This is a genomic window from Chryseobacterium pennipullorum (assembly GCF_003384725.1).
GTDB classification, from domain to species: Bacteria; Bacteroidota; Bacteroidia; order Flavobacteriales; family Weeksellaceae; genus Chryseobacterium; species Chryseobacterium pennipullorum.
Genome location: NZ_QNVV01000005.1, coordinates 62,902 through 87,409, shown reverse-complemented (window position 1 = coordinate 87,409; position 24,508 = coordinate 62,902). Strand labels below are relative to the sequence as shown.

The window sequence follows — 24,508 nt, the reverse complement described above, 5'->3', positions numbered from 1 at the left end:
AAATTAAGAAATATTCGTGAGTTTAAAGTTATTGTGTTTTTGGCTTATCGCATACATCATCATCAGAAATAAAAGAAAAATCAATGGAAAGAAAAATCTGATTTCTGCAGATTGGGGGAAGAAAAGAAATTTAATATAGACATTCGCAAAGAAAAAAACTGAAAACACCCGTACCCACAGATCCTTGGATTTCCAAAAAACCACAGCTATAAAGAGCAAAGCAGCAAAAGTAATTTTCTTAAAATAAATAGCTTTATGATACAGTATGGATACATAATCGCTGATCCCAAATTCGGGAGGCTCCGCAGAAATAATAGGTCTTCGCTTAATAAATGAATCAAAAAACAGATTTTTCCACCCTGGATAATCGTAAAAGTTGATGATCGATATATAAAGTATAAATATAACAGCCCCTTGTACTATAAAAGAGATATAGACTGTTTCTTCTTTATAATAGGTAAATAAAAAAATAGTAACAAGGTAAGACAAGGTAAAGGTTGCATAATCCGGCCGTATAAAAGTAATGACCAGCAACAACAGGAACATGGTCAGCGTGCTCCACTTTCTTATTAGACCTATTATAAAGGTGAGAAGAAATGGGAAAATAAACATTTCAGGAGCCGGTATCCTTGCAATATAAGTCATGAGAGGGAAAAGCATGATCCCAACCGTCAGGAAAGCAGTCATTATATATTTTTCGGGATATAGAATCTTTAGAATGTAAAATACGAGTAACCCTGAAAAAAAATAAGAAATAAGACTCACGAGTAGGACTGATAAAGGAGACGTAACACCCAGCTTATAAAGAAGACTGATCATGCAGATATATCCTACTTTTATGCGAAAATAGGGTAATTGTTCTGTAAATGCCTGGGTATTTTTTGCGAAATACTGCCTTGGAATGTTAAAAGGAGCAGTTCCGATCAGATCTTGGTATTGATCGTCCGGTGCTTCTTTTTGTATGGATATATAGGTAATCTGGCGAACTTTATCCGGGGAGTCAGGAAATTCAGAAGTATACAAACATCCTAAATACCCTGGCATATCCCAATCATAGACCCTGTTTTGATAATTCCGGACGGTTAAAAGAACCAGTATTAAAACGACCAACAAAAAGGAAATCCGCCATTTTATTTTCATTAAATATCCGTTTACAAATCCTCTGCTTCTGCAAGAAGTTCTACGATATCCTTTACGGCTACTTCTGTATTTTTGTTGAAGTGTTTTACCCCGTCCGTCATCATGGTATTACAGAAAGGACAACCTGTTGCGATTACTTTAGGCTCAAAGGATAACGCTTCTTCCGTTCTTTCAACATTGATGTCTTTATTCCCTTTTTCAGGTTCTTTGAACATCTGTGCTCCTCCTGCTCCACAGCAAAGCCCGTTGGTTTTGCAGCGTTTCATTTCCACAAGTTCTGCATCCAGCTTTTCAAGCAGTACTCTGGGAGCCTCATATTCATCATTGGCACGTCCCAGGTAGCATGGGTCATGAAAAGTAATTTTTTTCCCTTTGAATGCCCCACCTTCAATTTTCAATCTTCCTTCATCCATCAAGGTTTTAAGAAACTGGGTATGGTGAACGACATCGAAGTGTCCACCCAGGTTAGGGTATTCATTTTTTAGGGTATTGAAACAGTGTGGGCATGCAGTGACGATTTTTTTCACTTCATAGGCATTCAGTACCTCAATATTGGTAAGTGCCATCATCTGGAATACAAATTCGTTTCCGGCTCTTTTTGCCGGGTCACCTGTACAGCTTTCTTCCTGGCCCAGAACGGCAAATTCAACTCCTATTTTATTTAATATCTTGCAAAATGCTTTTGTAATTTTTTTGGCGCGGTCATCAAAGCTACCGGCACATCCAACCCAAAATAAAACTTCCGGGGCTTTTCCTTCGGCAGCATATTCTGCCATGGTTTTAATTTGCATTTCCTTTTTGTTTAATTAATAAATTTGCATAGTACTCCTTTGCTTTCTTCATGACCTCTACGGGCACTATAGAAACGTATAAAGGATTAGCCTCATCATAGTTCAGATACTTCCATGTATTCCCAGTGCTTTTGTCATTGAGGGCAAGGATCATGCTCTGCTTGCTCATTTCCAAGGTCGTATCATTTAAGAATTGAGCACTCATCCCTTGTGCTTCCATCATTCCCAGCATCATTTTCTTTTTCTCATCATCAAACTTTTCCTTAAGAAAAACCATTTTCATCTTCATTGCATAGGTACTGAAAGCATATCTGGCTCCATCCTGTGCGGTAAAAACATCCGAAACATTGAATGTGCTCTTGTCTGTATCTACCATTTCTATTCTGAACTCATCGTTGCCTTCAAACATGGTTTTGAAACCATTGATCATTGAATTCTTATCCACTTTTTCAAAGAGTGCCGGATGAGTCAGATCAAGCATTCCTTCATAATCTTTCTTGTGAAACATGGACATAAATGCCTGTGAATCTTCAAGAATTTTCTTCTGATCAGCGGATTGCCCCATGACAAGACCTGAACAGATGAACAGAAATATGAAGAATAGATTTTTCATAGTATGAAAATTAGTCATTAGCCCAGTTAAGACGGTCTGCCTGGTTATACTGCCAAGGGGCAGCATTGTTTTCCACATTGGTCATCATCAGATTCAGTTCCTGCGGGGCAGCAGACTGCTCCATCACCAGGAATCTTCTCATTTCAAAAATAATGGAAAGAGGATCCAGCAATACCGGACAAGCTTCTGTACACGCATTGCAGGTAGTACAAGCCCAGAGCTCTTCTTTAGTAATATAGTCATTCAACAGTTTCTTGCCATCGTCTTCAAATTTTCCGTTTTTATCAATGTTTTTTCCTACCTCTTCCAGTCGGTCTCTTGTTTTCATAAGGATTAACCTTGGAGAGAGTTTTTTGCCCGTAATATTTGCCGGACACACGGAAGTACAACGTCCACATTCTGTACATGCATAAGCATTCAGCAATTGTACCTGGTTCAGATCAAAGATATCTTCGGCACCAAATTTTGAAGGCACATCAGCTTCAGCTCCTTCGGCAGGAGCAGCATAAGGATCAGCATTAGGATCCATCATCAGCTTGATCTCCTTCGTTACTGAATCCAGATTGTTGAATTTTCCTTTCTTATCAAGATTGGCATACCATGTACTCGGAAATGCCAGTATAATATGAAGATGTTTTGAATAATACAGGTAGTTCATAAAGAATAGAATTCCTACAAAGTGGAACCACCATGCCCCTTTTTCTGTAAAGGCTAAGAAACCATCACCAAATCCGTTAAAAATCGGACCTAGAACGGCAGAACTGATCGGAAAACTTCCGTGCTCCGGAAGAAGCCCTCTTTGCTGCTGCACCCAATCGGCACCATTCATGGTGAAGAAAGCGACCATCAAGGCAAATTCGATAATAAGAATCCAGTTGGCATCATGTTTCGGCCATCCGAATAGCTCTTTCATGGTTAATCTTTTAACCCCGTAAAAGTTTCTTCTGATGAAAAACACAACGACTCCAATCACTACCAGAAGGGCTAACACTTCTAATGTTGCTGTGAAGAAGCTGTAAAATCCGTTTCCAAAAATTGAAGCCAGAAAACGATGGGTACCGAAAAGTCCATCAACAATAATTTCGATAAGCTCGATATTGATGATGACAAAACCTACATATACGAAAAGGTGTAAAATCCCTGCAACAGGGTGTTTTACCATTTTACTTTGCCCCATGGCAACTCTCGCCATGATGCTCCAGCGCTCCGCCTTTCTGTCGGTTCTGTTGATCTCGTGGCCCAGCATGATATTTCGATAAATCTTCTGGAGGCTTTTGGCAAACAATCCAAATCCGGCCACTAATAAAATCAGGAAAATAATGTTATCAATGTACTGCATAAGGTATATTAATCTTTGTTGTTTTTACCGAAAACCGAGAAATTGATGTATCTCTTAGGGTTTGCTTTCATATCTTCAATCAGCGAGTTCAGGTTGGTAGATGCAGAATTCAGATTATTATAAAGCTGCTCATCCTTCATCAGTTTCCCTAAGCTCCCCTGTCCGTTGTCTATTCCTGTAATGACCTGATTCAGCTTTCCTACGGTAGCATCCAAGCTTGCAATGGTTGCATTAAGCTTTTTGGTATCAATACTTTCTGCCAGGGTTCCATATTTATCCAGAGTTACTTTTCCGCTCTGCATCGTAACGCTTGCATCATCCAGAACTTTCTGAAGTTTAGGATCATTATGTCCAACCAGGTTATTTACACTCCCAGCGGTAGTCTGCAACGCTCCTACGGTCTTGTTAAGGTTCGTTAACAAAGCTCTTACCTCTGCCCTGTTTTGTGAGTCAAAAATCTGATTGGCATTAGCCATTAAGGAATCTACTCTGTGCAGGACTACCTGCAACTGGTCTTTCACAGGTCCAACCTGAGAAGAAAGGCTTCCCATCATTCCCAGTTTGAAAGCTCCTTTCAGCGTGTCACCATCTTTTGCAGTAGCTCCACCGTAGGCCAGGTTTACTCTCATTTCCTTACCGGACATCAATCCCGGTTCAAAAATTTCCAGTGACGAGTTTTTTGAAAATTCGAATTTGTTATCAATTGTAATTTTTACAACAAAGTTTATTTTACCCTGTTTATCAGTTAATGGGATGATTTTATCCACCTGTCCTACTTTGAGGCCATTGATAGAAACCGCCGAAGACTGCGCGAGTCCTTCCACATTATCATATTTGGCATAAAATATATTGTCGGTAGTAAAAAGGCTCTTCCCTTTCATAAATTGAAACAACACTACAAAGCCTACAACAGCTAGAAGCGCGATCACACCAGCTTTTAATTCTTTACTGAACTTCACTTGCTAATTTTTTTCTAATAAGCAAATATAGTACATTTTAAATAAATCTTTTCCTTTATTATTCTGCGTTAAATACAAAAAAAGCGACAAAAAATTTTGTCGCTTTATATCAGTGTGATGATTTTCTTATTGTTGCTGATTTCCCACCTTATTCCAGATTTCGATTCTGTAGTCATCGATATCTGCATTATCCTGAAGGCTCTTCATCCAACCCTGTCCGAACATTCCGGCATTTCTCTGAGTAAGAGATTCCGTGAACTGCTTAAGATCACCAGGCTGTTTGTTTACCGTCTCAGATTTTTTAATCAGAACATAAACTCCTGTTCCTCCTTCAACCGGATTTGAAAGTTTACCTTTCGCAACACCGAAAGCTGCACCGGCAACTTTAGGCTCCATCGCTCCTGCTACTGAAGGATTCAGCATGTTAACCTGAGCGGATTGTTTCTGAGCGCCAAACAATTTAGCAATCTGATCCAGGCTGGAAGCTTTAGCTCCTGCAATCTTATCAGAGATTTGTTTCGCTGCCAGTTTATTTTTAACAATTACTTCAATCTGATCTCTTACCGATTCAGGGTCAGCAAGACCTGCCTCCTGTTTTCCGTTAAGATATACTACAATTTTATCTCCTGTTCCGTCTACGGTAAAGAATTCCGTATCTCCTTTAGATCTTTTCTTGTCGAAAGCCCAGGTTAAGATTTCAGCATCTTTTTCAGTGCCCAAACCTTGAAGCTGGCCTTCAAATCTCTTAGCCGCTTTAGGATTGGAGAACTGGTAATTTCCTTTCTTAGCAATATTCACAAAATCGTTGAAAGATTTCCCCTGAACCTGCTGAATGAATTTTCTGGCTTTTTTATCTGCTTCAGCTTCTGTAGCATCTGATGCTTTGATAGCTTTCACTAAGTTAGCAACTTTATATCCCATAGATCCGGCTTTTTTATCTTCAATATTGATGATATGGTAACCGAACTGTGTTTCCACAACCCCTGTTGCCCCCTTAGGGTTATTGGCAAGGTAGGTAAGGAATTCCGGAACAAATGGAGTTTCCGGAGTCGTCCATCCAAGACTACCTCCCTGAGCTGCAGAGTTTGGATCACTGGAAAGTTTTAAGAATTCTGTAAATTTAGCCGGCGTTGATTTTACAATCGCTCCGATAGAATCTGCCAACTTCTTGGCCTCTTCTTTGGATCGGGTTACTCCTTCACCGGCAGGGCTTCCTTTGAAAGCAATAAGGATGTGTCTGGATAATGTAGAGTCAGACGTCTTTTTTCCAACAAGTTTAGAAACTACATAAACATCTCCTTCCTTATATGGGCCAAATGTCTGTCCCACTGCTGCAGTAGTGATCTGATCTTTTATCGTCGGAGGCAATTGTGCAGGATTCACGTACTGAGGATTGTATGGCGCATCCGAGTTGGCCATCACAAACATAGAATCGCTTTTTGTATTCTGGAAGTTTTCAGCACCACCGCTGGCATCTGTTCCTCCTGAGTATAGTTTTGTAATATCTTTCAGCACTGCTGCATCATCTGCAGCACTTGGCTTAGACGGAAAATATACGATACCGATATTTCTGCTAGGCTCAGCTTTAAACATTACCGGATGCTTTTTGATATAGTCTGCAAGATCCTGTGTGGTCACATTGATCTTCGTTTTCTGAAGATAGGCAGCATAATCAATTTTCACAAAGTCGATATCAGCAAGCTGATCTCTCTGCTTCATTAATTCTTCGGCTTCTTTCTTACCTGTAGTAATCCCTGCTGAAATATTGGTAAACACCTGTCTTGCCATCAGTCTGTACTCAATAGTCTTTCTTGTTTTCAACCATTGTGTATACCCTTGAGGATTGGTGTTTTTTAATGTTTCAATTTCTTTTTTAAGCTCTTGAGTTTTAAAGTTACCTTTTTCATCAAACAACTGCTGATTCTGAGCAAACATCTGATCATACTGGATCTGATTCCAGAAATAATCATCGGTCATTTCAAAGCCCAGTTTCTCAAACTGCTGCTTGATCAGCTTAGATTGTACAAGTAACTGCCAAGCCTGCTCTTCAAGACCATTTTTCGGACGACCTTGCTGCTCAGACTGCTGCTGCAGCACGAAAAGCTGATCATTAAACTCTTCGCGGGTGATTTTCTCACCGTTTACTTTTCCTAAAATGTCAGGATTTTTACCAAAAACCTTGTCGATACTATCGGGATTCACCAGGAACGCCAAAAGCGCTAAGGCTATTACTCCCATTAAAAGCCAAGGCTTACTCCTAATCTGTCCTAAAATTGCCATTTTATAAATTATAGTTTTTTATCAGTTTGCGAAAATACACATTTTTAAGAAATTACAGAAGCAGAACTTCCTTAATTTGATTTTAATTCTTAAAGATTATTTAAAAAAGGAAATTTTGACCATATTTTTTAGCAAAAAATGAATGGCATAAGTATTGTGCATTTTAGAACATTATAATATGCCACACGTTTTCAGAGCATCTTATAAAAAATCCCTTTAACGATAAAAAACGAAGATGACAATTTGTCATTCGATTGACTATGACAGAATTTGAAGATATTAGTTTAGAAGAAATGATCAGTGACGGTTTTGATATTGTAGCTGAAGAAATCAATCTTTCCGACTTTTCGGAGACTGATAAAAATTCCGAACAGAAAATATTCCCTATACTTCCCGTAAGAAATATGGTCATGTTTCCCAATGTGGTAATTCCTATTACAGCAGGGAGAAAAACCTCAATACAACTGCTTGAGGAAGCCCAGAAGAATGGGGATTTCATCGGCATTGTGAGCCAGAAGAATTCGGATATGGAGCAGCCTGATGAAAAAGATATTTATACAACCGGCACCCTGGCCAAGATCATCAAGATCATCAGACTGCCGGAGGGTAATATTACTGCTATTACGAAAGGTTTTCACAGATTCAAAATCAAAAAAATCCTGGACAAGCAGCCTTATTTCAGAGCAGAAATATCAAAATTAAAAGATACAAAGCCGAAAAATCAGGAAGAATACGAGGCACTGCTTGAAAATGTCAAAGAGCTTGCTCTGAAGATCATCGAGCTGGACCCCAATATTCCCAACGCAGCCAATTTTGCGATTAAAAACATCAACAATAATGACGATCTGCTGAATTTCATCTGCACCAATGCCAGCTTTCCGTCTGTGGAAAAGCAGAAGCTCCTGGAAGAAAAAAGCCTCATGGAAAGAGCCAACAAATGCTATGAGATGATGCATGAGGACTTCAGAAAACTGGAACTTAGAAACCAGATCCATCAAAAAACGTCTAAAGATCTTGACAAGCAGCAGCGAGAATATTTTCTGAACCAACAGATCAGAACCATCCAGGAAGAACTGGGAGGAGGTCCTGAAAGTGACGTGGAAGATCTGATTGCCAAGGCAAGAACAAAAAAATGGAATCAGGAAGTAGAGGAACACTTCCAGAAGGAAATCAGCAGACTGCAGCGTCAGAATCCCAATTCCCCGGATTATAATGTACAGAGAAACTACCTGGATTTCTTCACAGATCTTCCATGGGAGACCTACACCAAAGATATTTTTGACATTGTGAAGGCAGAAAAAGTATTAGACAAGGCACATTTCGGACTTGAAGATATTAAGAAAAGAATTCTGGAGCACATGGCTGTTTTAAAACTAAAAAACAACATGAAGTCACCCATCCTACTATTGGTAGGGCCTCCCGGAGTAGGAAAAACTTCACTGGGAAAATCTATTGCTGATGCTCTGGGAAGAAAGTATGTAAGATTATCCTTAGGCGGCCTGCATGATGAGAGTGAGATCCGCGGACACAGAAAAACATATATCGGAGCAATGGCTGGAAGGATTTTACAGTCGATCAAAAAAGCGGGAACCTCTAATCCGGTTATCGTTTTGGATGAGATTGATAAAATTGCGCAGGGACTTCATGGAGACCCAAGCTCAGCATTACTTGAAGTCCTTGATCCCGAACAAAATAAGTCATTCTACGACAACTTCCTTGAAATGGGATATGACTTATCCAAAGTTATGTTTATTGCAACGGCCAATTCACTTTCTACCATACAAACTCCTCTTCTGGACAGAACAGAAATTATCCAGATTGCGGGCTATACCCTGGAAGAAAAAATTGAGATCGCAAAAAGACATTTAATCAGGAAACAGCAGGAAGAAAATGGTCTTGATATTAAATCATTTAAACTTGGAAACGCTGAACTTAAACACATTATAGAAGCTCACACGTCTGAAAGCGGCGTAAGAAGTCTGGAAAAGAGAATTGCTTCTATTGCAAGATGGGTAGCTCTTCAAACTGCTCTGGTACAAGAGTATGACCCACGAATTTCACTGAAGAAAGTAGATGAGATTCTTGGAGTTCCAAGACCCAGAAGTCTGTCAGAGATCACAGGAGTTCCCGGTGTAGTAACAGGCCTTGCGTGGACCAGCGTAGGTGGTGATATTCTATACATCGAAAGCATTCTAAGCAACGGAAAAGGTGCTCTGACGATGACCGGAAACCTTGGAACGGTCATGAAAGAGTCTGCAACGATTGCTTTGGAATATATTAAAGCCAGACACGATGAACTGGGAATTGACCAGGAAGACCTTGATAAGAAAAATATTCACGTCCATGTTCCGGAAGGAGCAACACCTAAAGACGGACCTTCTGCAGGGATTGCCATGCTTACTTCAATGGTTTCTTCTTATAAAAATAAAAAGGTAAAACCTCACCTTGCGATGACGGGGGAGATTACATTAAGAGGAAAAGTACTTCCTGTAGGAGGAATCAAAGAAAAGCTTCTTGCGGCTACCAGAGCCGGCATCAAGGATGTTATCCTTTGTGAAGCGAACAGAAAAGATGTGGAAGAGATCAAAAAAGATTATCTGAAGAATCTAAAAGTGCACTATGTCAGCAGAATGGAGGAAGTAATTGACATTGCCATCGAAAAGTAAGACGACTTATTAACATATTAACTTCTCAATAAGAAAACACGTCTCCGTAACCGGGGCGTGTTTTTGTTTTTAAAGACTTTACCCCTCAATTCATCATAGGGTGGAATACAATTTGCTTACCTAAAAGAAAACCTGACGGGATGGGGGTAAAAACTTTCTCAATTCCACAGTTTTTTCTTACTTTTATTACACACAGCAGATTTTTAGATTATGAATTTACTTAGACTTCCTTTCCTTGTCAAGCTCACCCTTGTGGTTATATCCATCATAGGTCTTGGCTACCTTCTCGCGTTAGGGCAGAGCATACTGGCACCGTTCTTTCTTGCTTTCCTCATGGCAATGTTGTTTTTACCGACTGCTACGTTTATGGAAAAAAGGCTAAGGTTTCCGAGATCAATGTCAACAATGACCTCTGTTTTTGTTATGCTGATTATTCTGAGCGGACTGATTTATTTTTTTAGCTCACAGCTTTCTGACTTCAGCAAAGATCTGCCTCACCTCAGAGAACAGTTTACCACCATTTTCAACGATCTTCAGCACTGGGTATCAAAAACATTTAATGTAAAAGTAGATGAACAGGTAGACTATATCAACCAGGGACTGAACAAGCTCCTGTCGTCATCCGGTGCCATCTTAGGTTTTACTTTCGGAATATTTTCTACAGGATTTGGATTCATCATTTTCTTCACCTTGTTTTTTATTTTTATTTTAAATTACAGAAGGCTGCTTAATAATTTTATTGTTACTGTTTTCAACGAAAGACATAAAGCCAGCGTGCAGGAAGCCGTGACTGAAATCCGTATCATGACGAAGAAATATATTTTCGGACTTTTTCTTCAGGTAATTATTGTATCGGTTCTTACTTCTATTGTATTGACTGTTTTAGGAGTAAAATATGCAATCTTGCTTGCCGTTTTAACCGGGTTATTAAATGTGATTCCCTATCTTGGAATTTTTATATCACTCCTTATTTCCTGCTTTATTGCATTTGCTACCGCAACTCCATCCACGTGCATTTACGTAGCCCTTGGATATATAGCGATTCATGCCATTGACGGAAATATTGTCCTGCCTTTTGTAGTGGGTTCAAAAGTAAAGATCAATGCCCTGTTTTCTTTTATCGGTATTCTTCTGGGTGAGCATCTTTGGGGAATTGCAGGAATGTTTCTGTGTATTCCGGCTATTGCCATCATTAAAATTATCTGTGAAAGAGTAGACGGGATGAAACCCTGGGGAAAACTTTTGGGTGAAGAACAGAAACCTAACAAAAAGAAGAAAAGCTATAAGATCTCGAAAAATATTACGCTCAAAGAGATGGATTAAAAATAACTAACTGAATACCTTCATTTAAAGAATAAAAACAGAAAAAAGACTGCCTTGACAAAAGACAGTCTTTTATTATTTTGCTAAGGCAGCGCACATAATGGGCTCATTCCGTTGGGACAGGTTTCTGTACACAGAATATAGGTTTGTGAATCAGGACAATATCCTCGGTCAGGTTCCGGTGTTCCTCCTCCACCAGGCCCGCCTCCTAAACAAGGGTGGCCAGCCGGAATTTTGCATGGGCATCCTACAGGACCTATATCACATAATCCGATACCTGCTCCGCCTTGAATTTCCCGCAAATCAATACGGTTTAATTTTTTAAGATTTTTCAACATAATATGAATTTAATTTGTTTCTCAAATATAAAAAATTAAATTATTCAAAAACCACCATTAACCTATCATTAACATAGTAATAATTAATTTTCACCATCATTTGATAAATGAATACTATTTTTATTTTACATTTACTATAAAATCTTCATTATGAAAATTGTAAAATTCATTCTATGTCTTTTATTCGGAATTATGTTTATTAATGCCGGATTAAATAAATTTCTCAATTACAGCCCTACACCGAAACTTACTGAAGCACAGCTTAAAATTTATGCTGCTTTCGGAGAAATTGGCTGGCTGCTTCCATTAGTGGGCGCTGTAGAAATCATTGGTGGGTTATTGTTTATTTTTCCTAAAACAAGAGCGTTAGGAGCCATCATTATTCTCCCTGTAATGGTAGGAATTGTTGTTCATAATCTATTCAGAGATCCGTCGACAACGGGGATCATCATTTCTGCTGCCTTGTTTCTGATTAATATCTGGATCCTTATTGACAACAAGGGTAAATATAAAAATCTGGTGGGTTAGATAATATTACAACAGTTAACTGTTTAACAGATCGCTCTAATCTTACCAATCAAAAGAACATTATCCTGAAAAGTATTCCGTAACGCCAATTTTACTCTATTGGATGTCCCAACTACACAAATGCGCTGAATCCTGTAATCGATCGTCCTACGATGAGCGAGTTGATTTCTTTGGTCCCTTCGTAAGAATAGATTGCCTCAGCATCAGCTACAAATCTGGCAACATCATACTCCAGCAAAATTCCGTTTCCACCCAAAACTTCCCTTGCCCTTGAAACGATATCTCTTGTCCTCAGGGTACAGAAAACTTTCGCCAGAGAAGCATGTTCATCCTTTAGAATACCTTCGTCCTGCATTTCAGACAATCGGAAAACCATCGTCTGCATCGCAGTAAGATTGGAAAGCATTTCCACCAGATGCCCCTGAATCATCTGAAATGACGCAATAGGCTTCCCAAACTGCTCTCTTTTTCTGGTGTAGTCCAAAGCACTTTCGTAAGCACCTCTTGCACAGCCGGTAGCCATCCATGCAACCCCTGCTCTGGTCATTCTGAGTACCTTTCCGGTATCTTTAAACGAATTGGCATTCTGAAGACGGTTTTCCTCCGTTACGACACAGTCTTTAAGGGTGATAAGACCATTCTGAACAATTCTCAGGGCCATTTTCCCTTTTATTTTTTCTACGGAATATCCGGGATTATCTTTTTCTACAATAAATCCTTTCACTTCTCCACTATCGAGATCTCTTGCCCATATAATGATAAGATCCGCAAATGTGGCGTTTCCAATCCATTTTTTCTGTCCGTTAAGCACCCATCCCTCTTCTGTTTTTTTGCAAGTCACTGTAAGTCCTCCGGCCGCTCCTGAACCAACCTCGGGCTCAGTAAGACCAAAGGCACCTATTTTCTCAAATTTCTGCATTTGCGGCAGCCACTTCTGCTTCTGCTCTTCTGAACCGCAGATATAGATGGAGCCCATTGCCAGCCCCGACTGTACTCCAAAAAAAGTAGCAATAGACGCATCTATTCTTGCCATCTCCATGGCAATAACACCTTCCATTAGAAAAGGCATCCCAGGACAACCATATCCTTCATAAGTAACACCACAAATATCCAGCTTCTGGAATTTCGGAATCAGCTCAAACGGAAACTCATCTCTTAACCAGTAATGATTGACCAGAGGTTTCACTTCTTTTTCCATAAAGGCTCTTACTTTAAGCTGAATTTCACGCTGCTCAGGAGTCAATGTATGATAGATATCGTAAAAGTCACCATCAATAGGAGGAAGTTCTCTTTGTTTCTTTTCCGGATCGAGCATTTTCATAAGTCCGGAAAGCTGTTTATCATCCAGTTTTGAAAAATTATGCATCAGCTTTGGCAGATCTACTTTTTTAGAAATCGTGTTCAACTGATCAAAATCTATAGATGTGAATAGGTTTAATGCATTTCTGATTTTGGAAAAGGTATTTGACATAATGATATACTGTAATTTTTGGTTTGTAAAAGATAAGCAAAAATTACTCCGAAAACAAGTCATCAAAAAACGCCCTGTTTTACAAAACGCTTACTTTCAGAAATTTACATTAGAATAATTTCTTTACAATCCTTTTACTTCTGATTTTCAAGCATTACAAAAGATCCTGATGGAACTTTGACTCAAGAAACCATTAAAAAATTCATGCTATGAAAACGACTTATCTAACGCTATCACTTTCTACCGTTCTGCTGTTGGGAATTTATTCATGTAAAAAAGGAGAATCTTCCGCTACTGATTACACAGGCTATCAGGCAACAGATTCAGCATCCGCTATGACTTCAGACAGTATTTCTTCTGCTGCGAGTATGAATGTAAAAGACAAACAGTTTATTAAAACAGCTGATATCAATATGGGAGTAAAAGACGTTTATCATGCCACGATCTCCATTGAGAAATCCGTTCAGCAAATGGGAGGTTTTGTTACCCAAAGTAATCTTCGAAGCAATGTTGTTTCTGAAGACACCTATAATACGTCTGATCAGGAAGCTATGCTTATTAAAAAATATCAGACAGAAAATACGATGCAGGTACGTGTACCTACTGAAAAGCTGGGAGAATTTTTAACATCAGTGAATAATGACAAGCTGTTTCTAAACTCAAGGTCTATTCATGCGGAAGATGTAACCGCTAATATCAGATATGCAGAACTGGAAGAGAAAAGAAATCAAAAAACATCAGAAAATATTGGGAAGATTTCAAGCAATAAAGACAAGGTAATTCTTGATGATCAAAACAAATCTGAAGGAAATCTCCAAAAACTCACCAGCATGAATAGGGCAGATCGCCTTACATACAGTACCGTAGACATCTACATCAAAGAGCCTAAACTCCGCGTTGCAGAAATCGCCATTACCAATACCAACAGCATCGACAATAAATACAGATATAACTTTATCTATGATGCAAAAGATGGATTTGTCTATGGGTTTTATCTTATTCAGAAAATTATTGTAACGCTTATTAATATCTGGCCGCTCTTATTAATTGCCAGTGCACTGATCTATTTTTTAAGAAAAAGAAAAATCTCCATACCGGAGCAGACCAGCAAAGAATAACAACATCCTAACCAATTGGTTATCATCATAATTTTAGATTTTGGAACCTCCTGTTTTCGGGAGGTTTTTATTTTTTAAATATAGTATAACGGATATCAGTTACCTTTTGATTACTGCGTAAAGAATAGGAAACCAGAAAAATTTAACAGATGAAAAATGTATTACAACTTGGATTTGCAATGTCCCTCATATCATTTCTGGGGTTTTGTTTTTTAAAAAATCGTTATTTATCATCGTCAAATTTATTTGAGGTTTTATTTTTCCTTAAATTTGCAAATCAGAAATAAATCACTATGGATTTTAATCCATTTCAATCCGATATTTATTTCTGAATCAAAAAAATTCCTGAATATGCTATCAAAAATAAATCCTATACAAACCAACAGCTGGAAAGCCCTTGACGAACATTTCGGAGGAAATGACTTTGACCTGAGAAGCCTTTTCCAGTATAACCCCAACCGTTTTGAAGAATTCTCTTTACAAAAAGAAGACTATCTCTTTGATTATTCTAAAAACTTAATTGACTCCCGAACCAAGGACCTTTTGCTGCAATTGGCTGAAGACTGTCAGCTAAAAGACGCTATTTCCAAAATGTTCTCCGGAGACAAGATCAATGAAACGGAAGGAAGAGCGGTATTGCACACTGCATTAAGGGATTTTTCTGACCGCGAAATTCTTGTAGACGGAGAGAACATCAAGCCACAGATCAAAAGAGTTCTTGACCATATGAAAGCATTTTCTGAAAAAATTATTTCAGGTACACATAAAGGCTTCAGCGGAAAAGATATTACAGATGTTGTAAACATCGGTATCGGAGGTTCAGATTTGGGGCCGGTAATGGTTTGTTCGGCTTTAAAGCATTTTAAAACAAGACTGGATGTCCATTTCGTTTCCAATGTTGATGGAAATCACATTGCAGAGGTGGTTAAAAACTTAAATCCTGAAACCACTTTATTCATCATTGCTTCCAAAACATTTACAACGCAGGAAACGATGACCAATGCCAACTCTGCTAAAGACTGGTTCCTGAAGGCAGGAAAACAGGAAGATGTCGCAAAGCATTTCGTGGCTTTATCCACTAATATTGAAGCTGTTAAAAGCTTCGGAATTGCAGAGGAAAATATTTTTGAGTTCTGGGATTGGGTAGGTGGAAGATATTCGCTTTGGAGTGCCATCGGGTTAAGCATTGTACTGGCTGTAGGATACGAAAATTTTGAACAGCTGTTAAAAGGAGCCTTTGATACTGACCAACATTTCCAGACGGCAGATTTTTCTGAAAATGTTCCTGTTTTAATGGGACTTTTAGGAATCTGGTACCGAAACTTCTATGCCGCCACAACCTATGCTATATTGCCATACTCTCAATATTTGGACCGCTTTGCTGCCTATCTTCAGCAGGGAGATATGGAAAGCAACGGAAAGTGTGTAGACAGAAACGGTGAATTCGTAGAATATGAAACCGGCCCGATCATCTGGGGAGAACCGGGCACCAATGGGCAGCATGCCTTTTATCAACTGATCCATCAGGGTACAGAATTGATTCCTGCTGATTTTATTGCGTATGTAAAAAGTTGTAATGAGGTTTCAGATCATCAGGAAAAACTGTTAGCAAATTTCTTCGCGCAGACTGAAGCTCTTGCTTTTGGTAAAACGGAGGAAGAGGCAGAAGAAGAGCTGAGAAGTTCCGGCAAGTCTGACGAGGAAATAGAGAGACTCTTAAACTACAAGGTATTCCATGGAAACACACCGACCAACTCTATATTATTCAAGGAATTAACTCCCTTTTCATTGGGTCAGCTAATTGCCATGTATGAGCATAAAATCTTTGTACAGGGAGTGATCTGGAATATCTTCAGTTTCGATCAGTTCGGTGTTGAGCTGGGTAAAGTTTTGGCTAATAAAATTCTTCCTGAACTTGAAAACAATTCCCCCGTCACTTCTCATGACAGTTCCACCAACGGGTTAATTAATTATTATAAAGGAAATAAATAGCAGATGTCTGCATTACGATCATATTATTATAAACTGCCTCCCGGCTTAAGACTTTTGGGAAGGAAAATTTATTATTTCCCTATAGATCTCTATGAAGGAATTACCGGAAAAAGAGCTGAAAACGAGCCTAAAAAAGGGGACATTTATGTGGGAAGCAGCGACTTCATTCCTCATGGGATCCGCCAGATGAATGTATTGAAAAAGTACATTGCCCTCCGAAGTAGCGATCATGTTCTGGATGTGGGATGCGGAATAGGACGCACTGCTGTTGCCTTATCCGGATTCATTGATAAAGGTACATATGACGGTTTTGATGCGGTGGAAAAAGGGATCAGATGGTGTGATAAGCACATTCATAACAAATACCCGAATTTCAATTTTAAGTTTACCCCAATATATAATGATCTGTACAATACTTTTAGCCAAAAGGCAGAGCATTTTACATTTCCATATAACAATGCCCGTTTTGACAAAGCATTTCTGTTCTCGGTATTTACTCATATGCAGATCCCTGAAATCAGAAGATATCTGCAGGAAATCAGCAGGGTTCTAAAAGGCGACGGCCAGTGTCTGGCTACCTTCTTCCTGTATGATGATGCTGAAAAAAATGGAGGAAGCATGCATTTTCCCTATCAGTATGAAGGTTACAAGCTGATGGATGATAAAGTAACGGCTGCGAATATTGCGGTAAGCATTCCACTGTTAAACCAAATAGCCTCCGATGCAGGCTTGAAAGTCACGACTGTAAAAGGTGGCTACTGGAGAAATGATGTACAAAAGGAAAATGCTGACGAATTTCAGGACATTGTTGTATTTGAAAAAATCTAATCTAAAATAAAGTAAAAAAAGTAAAAATGGCAGAAATTCTTGACGGACTTAAAGTATCCAAAGAAATAAAAGCAGAGATCAAGTCTGAAGTAGAAAAAATCCTTGCAGGAAAAAGAAGAGCACCCCATCTGGTTGCTATTCTTGTTGGAAACAACGGAGCGAGTAAGGCTTACGTAAATGCGAAAGTAAAAGACTGTGAGGAAGTAGGATTTCAATCCAGTTTGATTAAATTTCCAAGCACAGTTTCCGAATCCGAATTATTGGAAAAAATCGACGAACTGAATAAATCCAAAGCGGTAGACGGATTCATTGTACAGTTGCCTTTACCAGATCAGATTGATCAGGAAAAAATCATCAACGCAATTGACCCTAGAAAAGATGTGGATGGTTTCCACCCGGAAAATTTCGGAAAAATGGCCCTGGAAATGGATACTTTCTTACCTGCAACTCCTTTCGGGATCTTAACTTTACTGGAAAGATATAATATCGAAACCAAAGGAAAAGACTGTGTTATTATCGGAAGAAGCAAAATTGTAGGAAGACCGATGAGCATCCTTATGGGAAGAAAAGATTTCCCTGGAAACTCCACGGTTACCCTAACCCATTCCTACACTAAAGACATTGAAGAATATACTAAAAAGGCAGATATTGTCATTACAGCGCTGGGAGATCCCCACTTCTTAAAAGGAGAAATGATCAAAGACGGTGCAGTGATTGTTGACGTAGGGATCACAAGAGTAGATGACGATTCTCCCAAAGGCTATTACCTTGCCGGTGACGTAGATTTTGACAGCTGTGCAGCAAAAGCAGGTTGGATCACTCCGGTACCTGGAGGGGTGGGCCCCATGACAAGAGCAATGTTGATGAAAAATACCATCATTGCCTACAAGACTTCGGTCTATAACGACTAATTTTAAAATGAATAAAGAAGAAGATATTTTATTAAAAGAAGGTAAAATGCTCCCCGTAATGGAGCATTTTTACACTTTACAGGGAGAAGGAGCACACACCGGAAAAGCCGCCTATTTCATTAGACTGGGAGGCTGTGACGTGGGATGCCACTGGTGTGATGTAAAAGAAAGCTGGGATCCCAAACTTCATCCACTGATGAGTGCCACAGAAATTGCAGAAACGGCAGCCAAGCATTGTAAAACGATCGTACTTACCGGTGGCGAGCCACTGATGTGGAATCTGGAGATCCTGACCTCTAAGCTGAAAGACCTGGGGTGTACCATCCATATTGAGACTTCGGGAGCTTACCCTATGAGTGGCCAACTGGACTGGATTACGCTTTCGCCAAAGAAAACCGGGATGCCGAAAGAAGAGATCTACCAGAAAGCAAATGAACTTAAAGTTATCGTTTTCAATAATCACGATTTTGCATTTGCACAGGAGCAGGCTGCAAAAGTTTCTGAAAACTGCAGGCTTTATCTTCAGAGCGAATGGAGCAAACGAGATGACATGTATCCGAAAATTACAGATTTCATTCTGGAACACCCGGAATGGCAGGCTTCTGTTCAGACTCACAAATATCTGAACATCCCTTAAAAATACGTACATTAGCTAGCCGTCTCCGTTATAATACTGATTGATGCAGAGAATTCGATACTCAAGATATTTAAAATCGATTATCCTTTTGCTTGACCTTCTGGTTATAGCAGCTGTATTTATATTCTTTTTTTTAAGCAGAAATCAGCATACGGTACATGACAAAGATATCTGGTATGAAAATTCTTTTCCTTTGCTTTTGCTGATCTCTTTTTGGATTTTACTAAGTGGAAGAACAAAAATCTATAATATCCGGAGAAATCTCACCTATACTATTTTTATAGAACGTATCGTAACCCATTTTCTGCTGTTTGTGCTTGGTCTCTTGCTGATTAGAAAAGTAAGCAACAATAAATTTTTCAGCTCGGAACTTTCATGGCTGTCATTGTATTTGTTTTCTTTCATCCTGCTTACAAAATCTCTTATCTATTTTGGAATAAAATACCTGAGATCATTAGGGGTGAATAACAGGAATGTTATGTTTCTCGACGAGAATACTTCCACGAATATTCTTAAAAATATTTTAACGGAAAGAAAAGATTATGGCTATAAAATTTTCGATTATCACCCTCAAAACATCCATCTAGACGAACTTCAGTCTTTCTGGAAAAATAATGGGATTCATACCTTGTTTTTACCTCTTGAAAACACATTTGATCCTAAAACAGAAGATGAAATCTTCAGATTAGCGGAAGCAAACAAGGTTCATATTTCACTGATTCCCAACATTTCACAAATTGACCTCTTTTCCTATGACTTGGGATACGTGCAGACACAGCCGGTTTTAAACCAAACAAAATACCCGTTGGATTATTACAGCAACTACCTTTTAAAAAGGCTTTTTGACGTTGTATTTTCCATTGTGGTGATCTTAGGAATTTGCTTGTGGCTGTTTCCGATCATTGCCGTTCTTATCAAACTGACATCAAAAGGGCCGGTTTTTTTCGTGCAGAAAAGATATGGTTTTCATGAAGAGGTTTTTAACTGTATTAAATTCAGGACTATGGTGGTTAATGATGAATCTGCCACAAGTACCACGCGTGAAAATGATTCCAGAATCACCACAGTCGGGAAAATTTTGAGAAAAACCAGCTTTGATGAGCTTCCACAGTTCATTAATGTTCTGAAAGGGGAAATGTCTGTGGTGGGCCCCCGCCCTCATATGCTGTCTGTAGATAATTACTATAAGCCCAAAATCGGAAGATACAGCTTAAGAAGTATGGTAAATCCGGGCATTACAGGGCTGGCGCAGGTCAGCGGACTCCGTGGTGACTTTGGTGATGTGGAGGTTGAAATGAAAAAAAGAGTGCTTGCCGACGCATTCTATGTAAGGAACTGGAGTTTTGTATTAGACCTGGTGGTTATTTTGAAAACGATCTTACTGGTCATTGGTGGTGACAAAAACGCAAAATAAGGCTGTAGCCCGGGTTATCAACCGGGAAAATTTTAACATTAAACCTACGTTTAGTCTTAATTACAACCTTAGCCTAATTCAATAAAAAAGTCTAATTTAGCAGTATGTTAAAAAAGTTTTTCACAGCAGTAGGAGAATACATGATCTTACTAGGTAAATCCTTACAGAAACCCCAGAAAATGAGGGTTTTTTGGAAGCTGTTCATGAGAGAAATTAATGATTTGGGAGTAAATTCTTTCGGGCTTGTGGTCTTCACTTCCATATTTGTGGGGGCTGTAGTAGCTATTCAGATGTTCAATAACTTTGATGCATCCTCATTCCCCATTCCGCCTTCATTCGTAGGATATGCAACAAAAGCCGTACTGGTTTTGGAATTTGCTCCTACGATTATCAGCTTAATTCTTGCTGGTAAGGTAGGCTCGTATATTGCTTCCAGCATCGGAACCATGAGAGTGTCTGAGCAAATTGACGCTTTGGATATTATGGGGGTAAATTCACCCAACTTTCTGATATTTCCAAAAATCATTGCATGTATGATTTTTAATCCACTTCTTATTGCCATCAGTATTGTATTCGGTATTGGCGGAGGATATATTGCCGGTATTTTAACAGGAAACTGGAATGAAAATGACTATATCGTGGGAATTCAGATGTATATGCCCAACCTGTTTATCTATTACGCATTTACCAAAACCATTGTTTTTGCTTTTATCATTGCAACGGTTCCTGCTTATTTCGGATATTTTGTGAAAGGCGGCTCTCTGGAAGTAGGTAGAGCCAGTACACAGGCAGTGGTATGGACAATGGTATTCATTATCATTTCCGAATTAATTTTAACCCAATTAATATTAAGCTGATGATTGAGGTAAAAGATCTTAAGAAAAGTTTTGGAGATGTTGAAGTACTTAAGGGAATTTCAACCACATTTGATAAAGGAAAGGTAAACTTAATCATCGGTCAGAGTGGATCAGGAAAAACAGTTTTTCTAAAAAGCTTACTGAATGTATACGATCCTTCATCAGGTGAAATCCTTTTTGATGGCAAAGACATTAATACGATGAACAGAGATGAAAAGCAGCACCTGCGTTCCGAGATCGGAACGGTATTCCAGGGAAGTGCTCTATTTGATTCTCTTACCGTGGAAGAAAATATTATGTTCCCGCTCGACATGTTTACCAATCTCACCTACAGAGAGAAAAAAAGAAGGGTTTTCGAAGTAATAGGCAGGGTACACCTGGATAAGGCTGAAAGAAAATATCCTTCCGAAATCTCAGGGGGAATGCAGAAAAGGGTGGCGATTGCAAGAGCTATTGTCAACAATCCCAAATATCTGTTCTGTGATGAGCCTAACTCAGGGCTGGATCCCTATACTTCAAAAATTATTGATGACCTTCTGTATGAGATTACAAAAGAATATAACACAACGACGATCATCAATACCCACGACATGAATTCTGTCATGACAATTGGTGAAAAAATTGTGTACCTTAGACTTGGAATCAAAGAATGGGAAGGGAATAAGGAGATCCTGATTACTGCAGGCAATAAAAATCTGATCGATTTCGTTTATTCTTCAGAACTGTTTAAGGAGCTGAGAGAATATTTACTTGAGAATAATAAAACAATTGAAAATACAATTACAAAAATAGATGATAATGAAAAAGGTACTTAGTGTAGCATTAATAGGATTTTCGATGTGGGCTTCTGCACAAATTTCACTGGCAGGTAAGGCCAACATTATTTTCCCTACGGGTTCACCATCATGGTCTAATATAAAAGGAACTGTGAACGATGCTATTGAGGGAACAGGAAAAAACAATGTAGGTTTCAATGTGGGGCTTTCATTAAAGGTAGCTCTTCCAACGTCGTTATTCCTGATGCCGGAAGTGTACTATACTCATTTTAAAAATGAGTTCACTACTGAAAATACTACTTTTGATGTTAAAAGCAACCGTATTGATGTACCGGTTCTTTTAGGGTACAACCTTTTAGGAAATATGCTGGGGGTTTTCGTAGGACCTGTCGGAAGCTTTAATTTAAGCAAAGACAATACATACAACGATTTTCAAGAGAATGCTAAAAATGATTTTACAGTAGGATATCAGTTTGGTGCACAACTGGAAATCAAAAAGCTTATCGTCAATGCAAGATACGAAGGAGCATTCAGCAAAGACCAGAGAAACTTCATCAACCGCGTTTCCGGTTCGGAGATCAGGTATGATAACAGACCTAACCTGTTTATGGTAGGTTTGGGATATAAATTTTAAACAACGATCGAAAATAACAACTTGAAACCCTCGGATTAGATTTGAGGGTTTCTATTTTGTCTTTCAAGTTCTGCCTGACGCTGGGCAATATCAGCAGCCTGCTTTTCCAGCTCTTCTTTATCTTTCTGCAGTTGCTTGAATTCCTTTTTCTTCTGCTCTTCCCGTATTGCAGTCCCTTTGCTCAGGTATCCCACAAGTCCGCCGATGATAAGGCCAATACCAACCCCTGCCATCATTCCCATAATATGAGAGATTTTTATTTGTTCTACGGCAAAGTCTGTGGTAAGATAAAACAGTAAAGCGGAAACAGCTAAAAGGATAAGTCCTGTGATTGATAAACTCTTCATAATATTGTGTTTAGGTGGTTATAAAAAAAGCCTTACCAAATTTACTAAAAATTTAATAAGGCTTACTCAAGATTAAAATTCTAATTATATTTTTCCTCCCGCAGCCTTATAATATTCCAAAGCTTTCGGTAAATCTCTATTGATATCTGAGATCCTTGTTTCAGGACTTGGGTGAGTAGACAAGAATTCTGGCTGTCTGGATCCTGAAGAGGCGGCTTCCATTCTGTTCCAGAAAGGTACTGCTGCTCTCGGATCATACCCTGCCATCGACATCAGGTAAAGTCCCATTTTATCGGCTTCAGACTCCTGTCCTCTTCCATATTTCAATAAAGCGACTTGTGAGCCGATAGGATATACCTTTTGAAAAACACTAGCCCATTGAGCATTGGAAATGGTTCCCCCAAGAATAGCCCCCCCATACTGCGCTACCATAGCCTGAGAAATACGCTCATTACCGTGACCTGCCAATGCATGGGAAACTTCATGTCCCATTACGACTGCAAGCCCGTTATCGTCCTTGGTAACGGGTAAAATACCTGTGTAAACAGCCACTTTACCTCCCGGCATACACCACGCGTTCAGTTCATTACTCTGCAAAAGATTAAATTCCCAGCTGTAATTGGCAAGATCTGCCGATCTGCCAATACTCTGATAATATCTTTCTGCAGCATTTTTTATTCTGTTCCCTACGCTTACCACTCTCTTAGCATCTGCTGTACCGGAAATCACTTTACCTTTAGACAATGTCGTTCTGTACTCCTGTGAAGACATTGTTAAAATTTCTGAATTATTAGCCAGCTGTAAAGACGACCTTCCGGTGATCGGATTCGTAGTACAGGCGGCAAAGGTCAGAGCAACAGCTCCCATTCCTAATAGATGTGTAACTTTCATAGTTTGAGTGTTAATAAGTCAACCTTAACAATTTTTATTCCAAAATATCTCAGAACGAATATATTTGCATACATTTTGCTGTTTATTTTGAATAATTATCTCAATCATGAAAAAGTATATTTCCCTTATAATGTTTTTTGGATTTCTGTTCTTTTTTCAGAGCTGTGCATCCCAAGGTTCTGCAGATTCAAAAACAGTGGATGCGCTGGTGAATTCACAGGACTTCACATTTCATGCGCAGCGAGCTAATCCTATGAATTATGATGTAATTAATGTAATGAACTCCATACCGAATTCCACGGCTGCAAGAATGCTGGATCTCAATGGAAATTATACAATAGAAATGAGTAAAACCAACCTGGAAGTGGTCCTTCCTTATTTCGGAAGAGTATTCAATCCGAGCTACGGTGATACCAGCAGTAACAGCTACAGGTTTACTTCAAAAGATTTTAGTGTGAAGCCGTCTCAAAGTAAGAAAGGGAAATGGATGGTAATGATCAAACCTAATGATGTAAAAAATGTTGACGAGATCAATATTGAAATTTTTACCAACGGTAAAGCATTTGTTTATATACGAAGTAACGACAGGCAGCCTATCACCTATAGTGGCTACGTTTCCAAAAGAGTGGTTAAACAGGAAACAGACAATCCTTAA

General features: G+C 38.9%; 23 protein-coding genes. 13 read left to right on the top strand and 10 right to left on the bottom strand.

Going from position 1 to position 24,508, the window contains the following annotated elements; all coding sequences use genetic code 11:
* Window positions 1-3: 3 nt before the first annotated feature.
* The 6 genes from DRF67_RS07845 to DRF67_RS07820 form a co-directional block, all read right to left on the bottom strand.
* Complete coding sequence (locus tag DRF67_RS07845) at window positions 4-1,140, bottom strand: hypothetical protein (protein WP_115927744.1); 1,137 nt, start codon at window positions 1,138-1,140, stop codon at window positions 4-6.
* A gap of 11 nt (window positions 1,141-1,151) precedes the next feature.
* Window positions 1,152-1,931, bottom strand: a complete 780-nt coding sequence (locus tag DRF67_RS07840; protein WP_115927743.1) for a (Fe-S)-binding protein — start codon at window positions 1,929-1,931, stop codon at window positions 1,152-1,154.
* Entirely contained in the window at window positions 1,921-2,544 is a 624-nt protein-coding gene (locus DRF67_RS07835) for a hypothetical protein (RefSeq protein ID WP_115927742.1), read from the bottom strand. The genes DRF67_RS07840 and DRF67_RS07835 overlap by 11 nt, the downstream gene beginning before the upstream one ends.
* A 10-nt stretch (window positions 2,545-2,554) precedes the next feature.
* Complete coding sequence (locus DRF67_RS07830; protein ID WP_115927741.1) at window positions 2,555-3,883, bottom strand: (Fe-S)-binding protein; 1,329 nt, start codon at window positions 3,881-3,883, stop codon at window positions 2,555-2,557.
* Between the two features lie 8 nt (window positions 3,884-3,891).
* Window positions 3,892-4,842, bottom strand: coding sequence for an MlaD family protein (locus DRF67_RS07825; protein WP_115927740.1), 951 nt, complete (start codon window positions 4,840-4,842; stop codon window positions 3,892-3,894).
* A 126-nt stretch (window positions 4,843-4,968) separates the two neighbouring features.
* A complete protein-coding gene (locus DRF67_RS07820; RefSeq protein WP_115927739.1) occupies window positions 4,969-7,122 on the bottom strand; it encodes a SurA N-terminal domain-containing protein in 2,154 nt (717 codons plus the stop codon).
* A 260-nt stretch (window positions 7,123-7,382) separates the two neighbouring features.
* Here DRF67_RS07820 and lon point away from each other — a divergent pair, with 260 nt between their 5' ends.
* Together lon and DRF67_RS07810 are read left to right on the top strand one after the other, a co-directional pair.
* On the top strand, window positions 7,383-9,788 hold the full coding sequence (gene lon / locus DRF67_RS07815; protein ID WP_115927738.1) for an endopeptidase La: 2,406 nt from the start codon (window positions 7,383-7,385) through the stop codon (window positions 9,786-9,788).
* 210 nt (window positions 9,789-9,998) lie between these two features.
* Entirely contained in the window at window positions 9,999-11,111 is a 1,113-nt protein-coding gene (locus DRF67_RS07810) for an AI-2E family transporter (protein ID WP_115927737.1), read from the top strand.
* A gap of 83 nt (window positions 11,112-11,194) precedes the next feature.
* On the opposite strand, the gene DRF67_RS07805 is transcribed toward DRF67_RS07810, so the two are convergent.
* Window positions 11,195-11,449 (bottom strand): bacteriocin-like protein, encoded by a 255-nt coding sequence (locus tag DRF67_RS07805; RefSeq protein ID WP_115927736.1) that lies wholly within the window; start codon window positions 11,447-11,449, stop codon window positions 11,195-11,197.
* A gap of 150 nt (window positions 11,450-11,599) precedes the next feature.
* Here DRF67_RS07805 and DRF67_RS07800 point away from each other — a divergent pair, with 150 nt between their 5' ends.
* On the top strand, window positions 11,600-11,977 hold the full coding sequence (locus tag DRF67_RS07800; protein ID WP_115927735.1) for a DoxX family protein: 378 nt from the start codon (window positions 11,600-11,602) through the stop codon (window positions 11,975-11,977).
* 112 nt (window positions 11,978-12,089) lie between these two features.
* Here DRF67_RS07800 and DRF67_RS07795 read toward each other — a convergent pair whose 3' ends face one another.
* Window positions 12,090-13,448, bottom strand: a complete 1,359-nt coding sequence (locus DRF67_RS07795) for an acyl-CoA dehydrogenase family protein (protein ID WP_115927734.1) — start codon at window positions 13,446-13,448, stop codon at window positions 12,090-12,092.
* A gap of 209 nt (window positions 13,449-13,657) precedes the next feature.
* Between DRF67_RS07795 and DRF67_RS07790 the strand changes: the two genes are divergently transcribed.
* The 9 genes from DRF67_RS07790 to DRF67_RS07750 all read left to right on the top strand — a co-directional run bounded on the left by DRF67_RS07790 (window position 13,658) and on the right by DRF67_RS07750 (window position 22,615).
* Window positions 13,658-14,566, top strand: a complete 909-nt coding sequence (locus DRF67_RS07790; RefSeq protein ID WP_115927733.1) for a DUF4349 domain-containing protein — start codon at window positions 13,658-13,660, stop codon at window positions 14,564-14,566.
* Window positions 14,567-14,917: 351 nt separating this feature from the next.
* The gene (gene pgi, locus DRF67_RS07785; RefSeq protein WP_115927859.1) at window positions 14,918-16,558 is read left to right on the top strand and encodes a glucose-6-phosphate isomerase; all 1,641 of its coding nucleotides are present in this window, start codon (window positions 14,918-14,920) and stop codon (window positions 16,556-16,558) included.
* Window positions 16,559-16,561: 3 nt separating this feature from the next.
* Window positions 16,562-17,386, top strand: coding sequence for a class I SAM-dependent methyltransferase (locus tag DRF67_RS07780; protein ID WP_115927732.1), 825 nt, complete (start codon window positions 16,562-16,564; stop codon window positions 17,384-17,386).
* Between the two features lie 26 nt (window positions 17,387-17,412).
* Window positions 17,413-18,297 (top strand): bifunctional 5,10-methylenetetrahydrofolate dehydrogenase/5,10-methenyltetrahydrofolate cyclohydrolase, encoded by an 885-nt coding sequence (locus tag DRF67_RS07775; RefSeq protein ID WP_115927731.1) that lies wholly within the window; start codon window positions 17,413-17,415, stop codon window positions 18,295-18,297.
* 7 nt (window positions 18,298-18,304) lie between these two features.
* Window positions 18,305-18,934 carry a 7-carboxy-7-deazaguanine synthase QueE gene (locus DRF67_RS07770; protein WP_115927730.1) on the top strand — a complete coding sequence of 210 codons (630 nt, stop codon included), beginning with the start codon at window positions 18,305-18,307 and terminating at the stop codon, window positions 18,932-18,934.
* A gap of 43 nt (window positions 18,935-18,977) precedes the next feature.
* Entirely contained in the window at window positions 18,978-20,348 is a 1,371-nt protein-coding gene (locus tag DRF67_RS07765; protein WP_115927729.1) for an exopolysaccharide biosynthesis polyprenyl glycosylphosphotransferase, read from the top strand.
* Window positions 20,349-20,452: 104 nt separating this feature from the next.
* Window positions 20,453-21,205: an MlaE family ABC transporter permease gene (locus DRF67_RS07760; protein WP_115927728.1), complete on the top strand. Its 753-nt coding sequence runs from the start codon at window positions 20,453-20,455 to the stop codon at window positions 21,203-21,205.
* Window positions 21,205-22,020, top strand: coding sequence for an ABC transporter ATP-binding protein (locus DRF67_RS07755; protein ID WP_115927727.1), 816 nt, complete (start codon window positions 21,205-21,207; stop codon window positions 22,018-22,020). The genes DRF67_RS07760 and DRF67_RS07755 overlap by 1 nt, the downstream gene beginning before the upstream one ends.
* Window positions 22,004-22,615: an outer membrane beta-barrel protein gene (locus tag DRF67_RS07750; RefSeq protein WP_115927726.1), complete on the top strand. Its 612-nt coding sequence runs from the start codon at window positions 22,004-22,006 to the stop codon at window positions 22,613-22,615. The genes DRF67_RS07755 and DRF67_RS07750 overlap by 17 nt, the downstream gene beginning before the upstream one ends.
* 35 nt (window positions 22,616-22,650) lie before the next feature.
* On the opposite strand, the gene DRF67_RS07745 is transcribed toward DRF67_RS07750, so the two are convergent.
* Both DRF67_RS07745 and DRF67_RS07740 read right to left on the bottom strand, forming a co-directional pair.
* On the bottom strand, window positions 22,651-22,962 hold the full coding sequence (locus tag DRF67_RS07745) for a DUF1049 domain-containing protein (protein ID WP_115927725.1): 312 nt from the start codon (window positions 22,960-22,962) through the stop codon (window positions 22,651-22,653).
* A gap of 84 nt (window positions 22,963-23,046) precedes the next feature.
* Window positions 23,047-23,853 (bottom strand): M48 family metallopeptidase, encoded by an 807-nt coding sequence (locus DRF67_RS07740; protein ID WP_115927724.1) that lies wholly within the window; start codon window positions 23,851-23,853, stop codon window positions 23,047-23,049.
* 106 nt (window positions 23,854-23,959) lie between these two features.
* On the opposite strand from DRF67_RS07740, the gene DRF67_RS07735 reads away from it, so the two are divergent.
* A complete protein-coding gene (locus DRF67_RS07735; protein WP_115927723.1) occupies window positions 23,960-24,508 on the top strand; it encodes a DUF4251 domain-containing protein in 549 nt (182 codons plus the stop codon).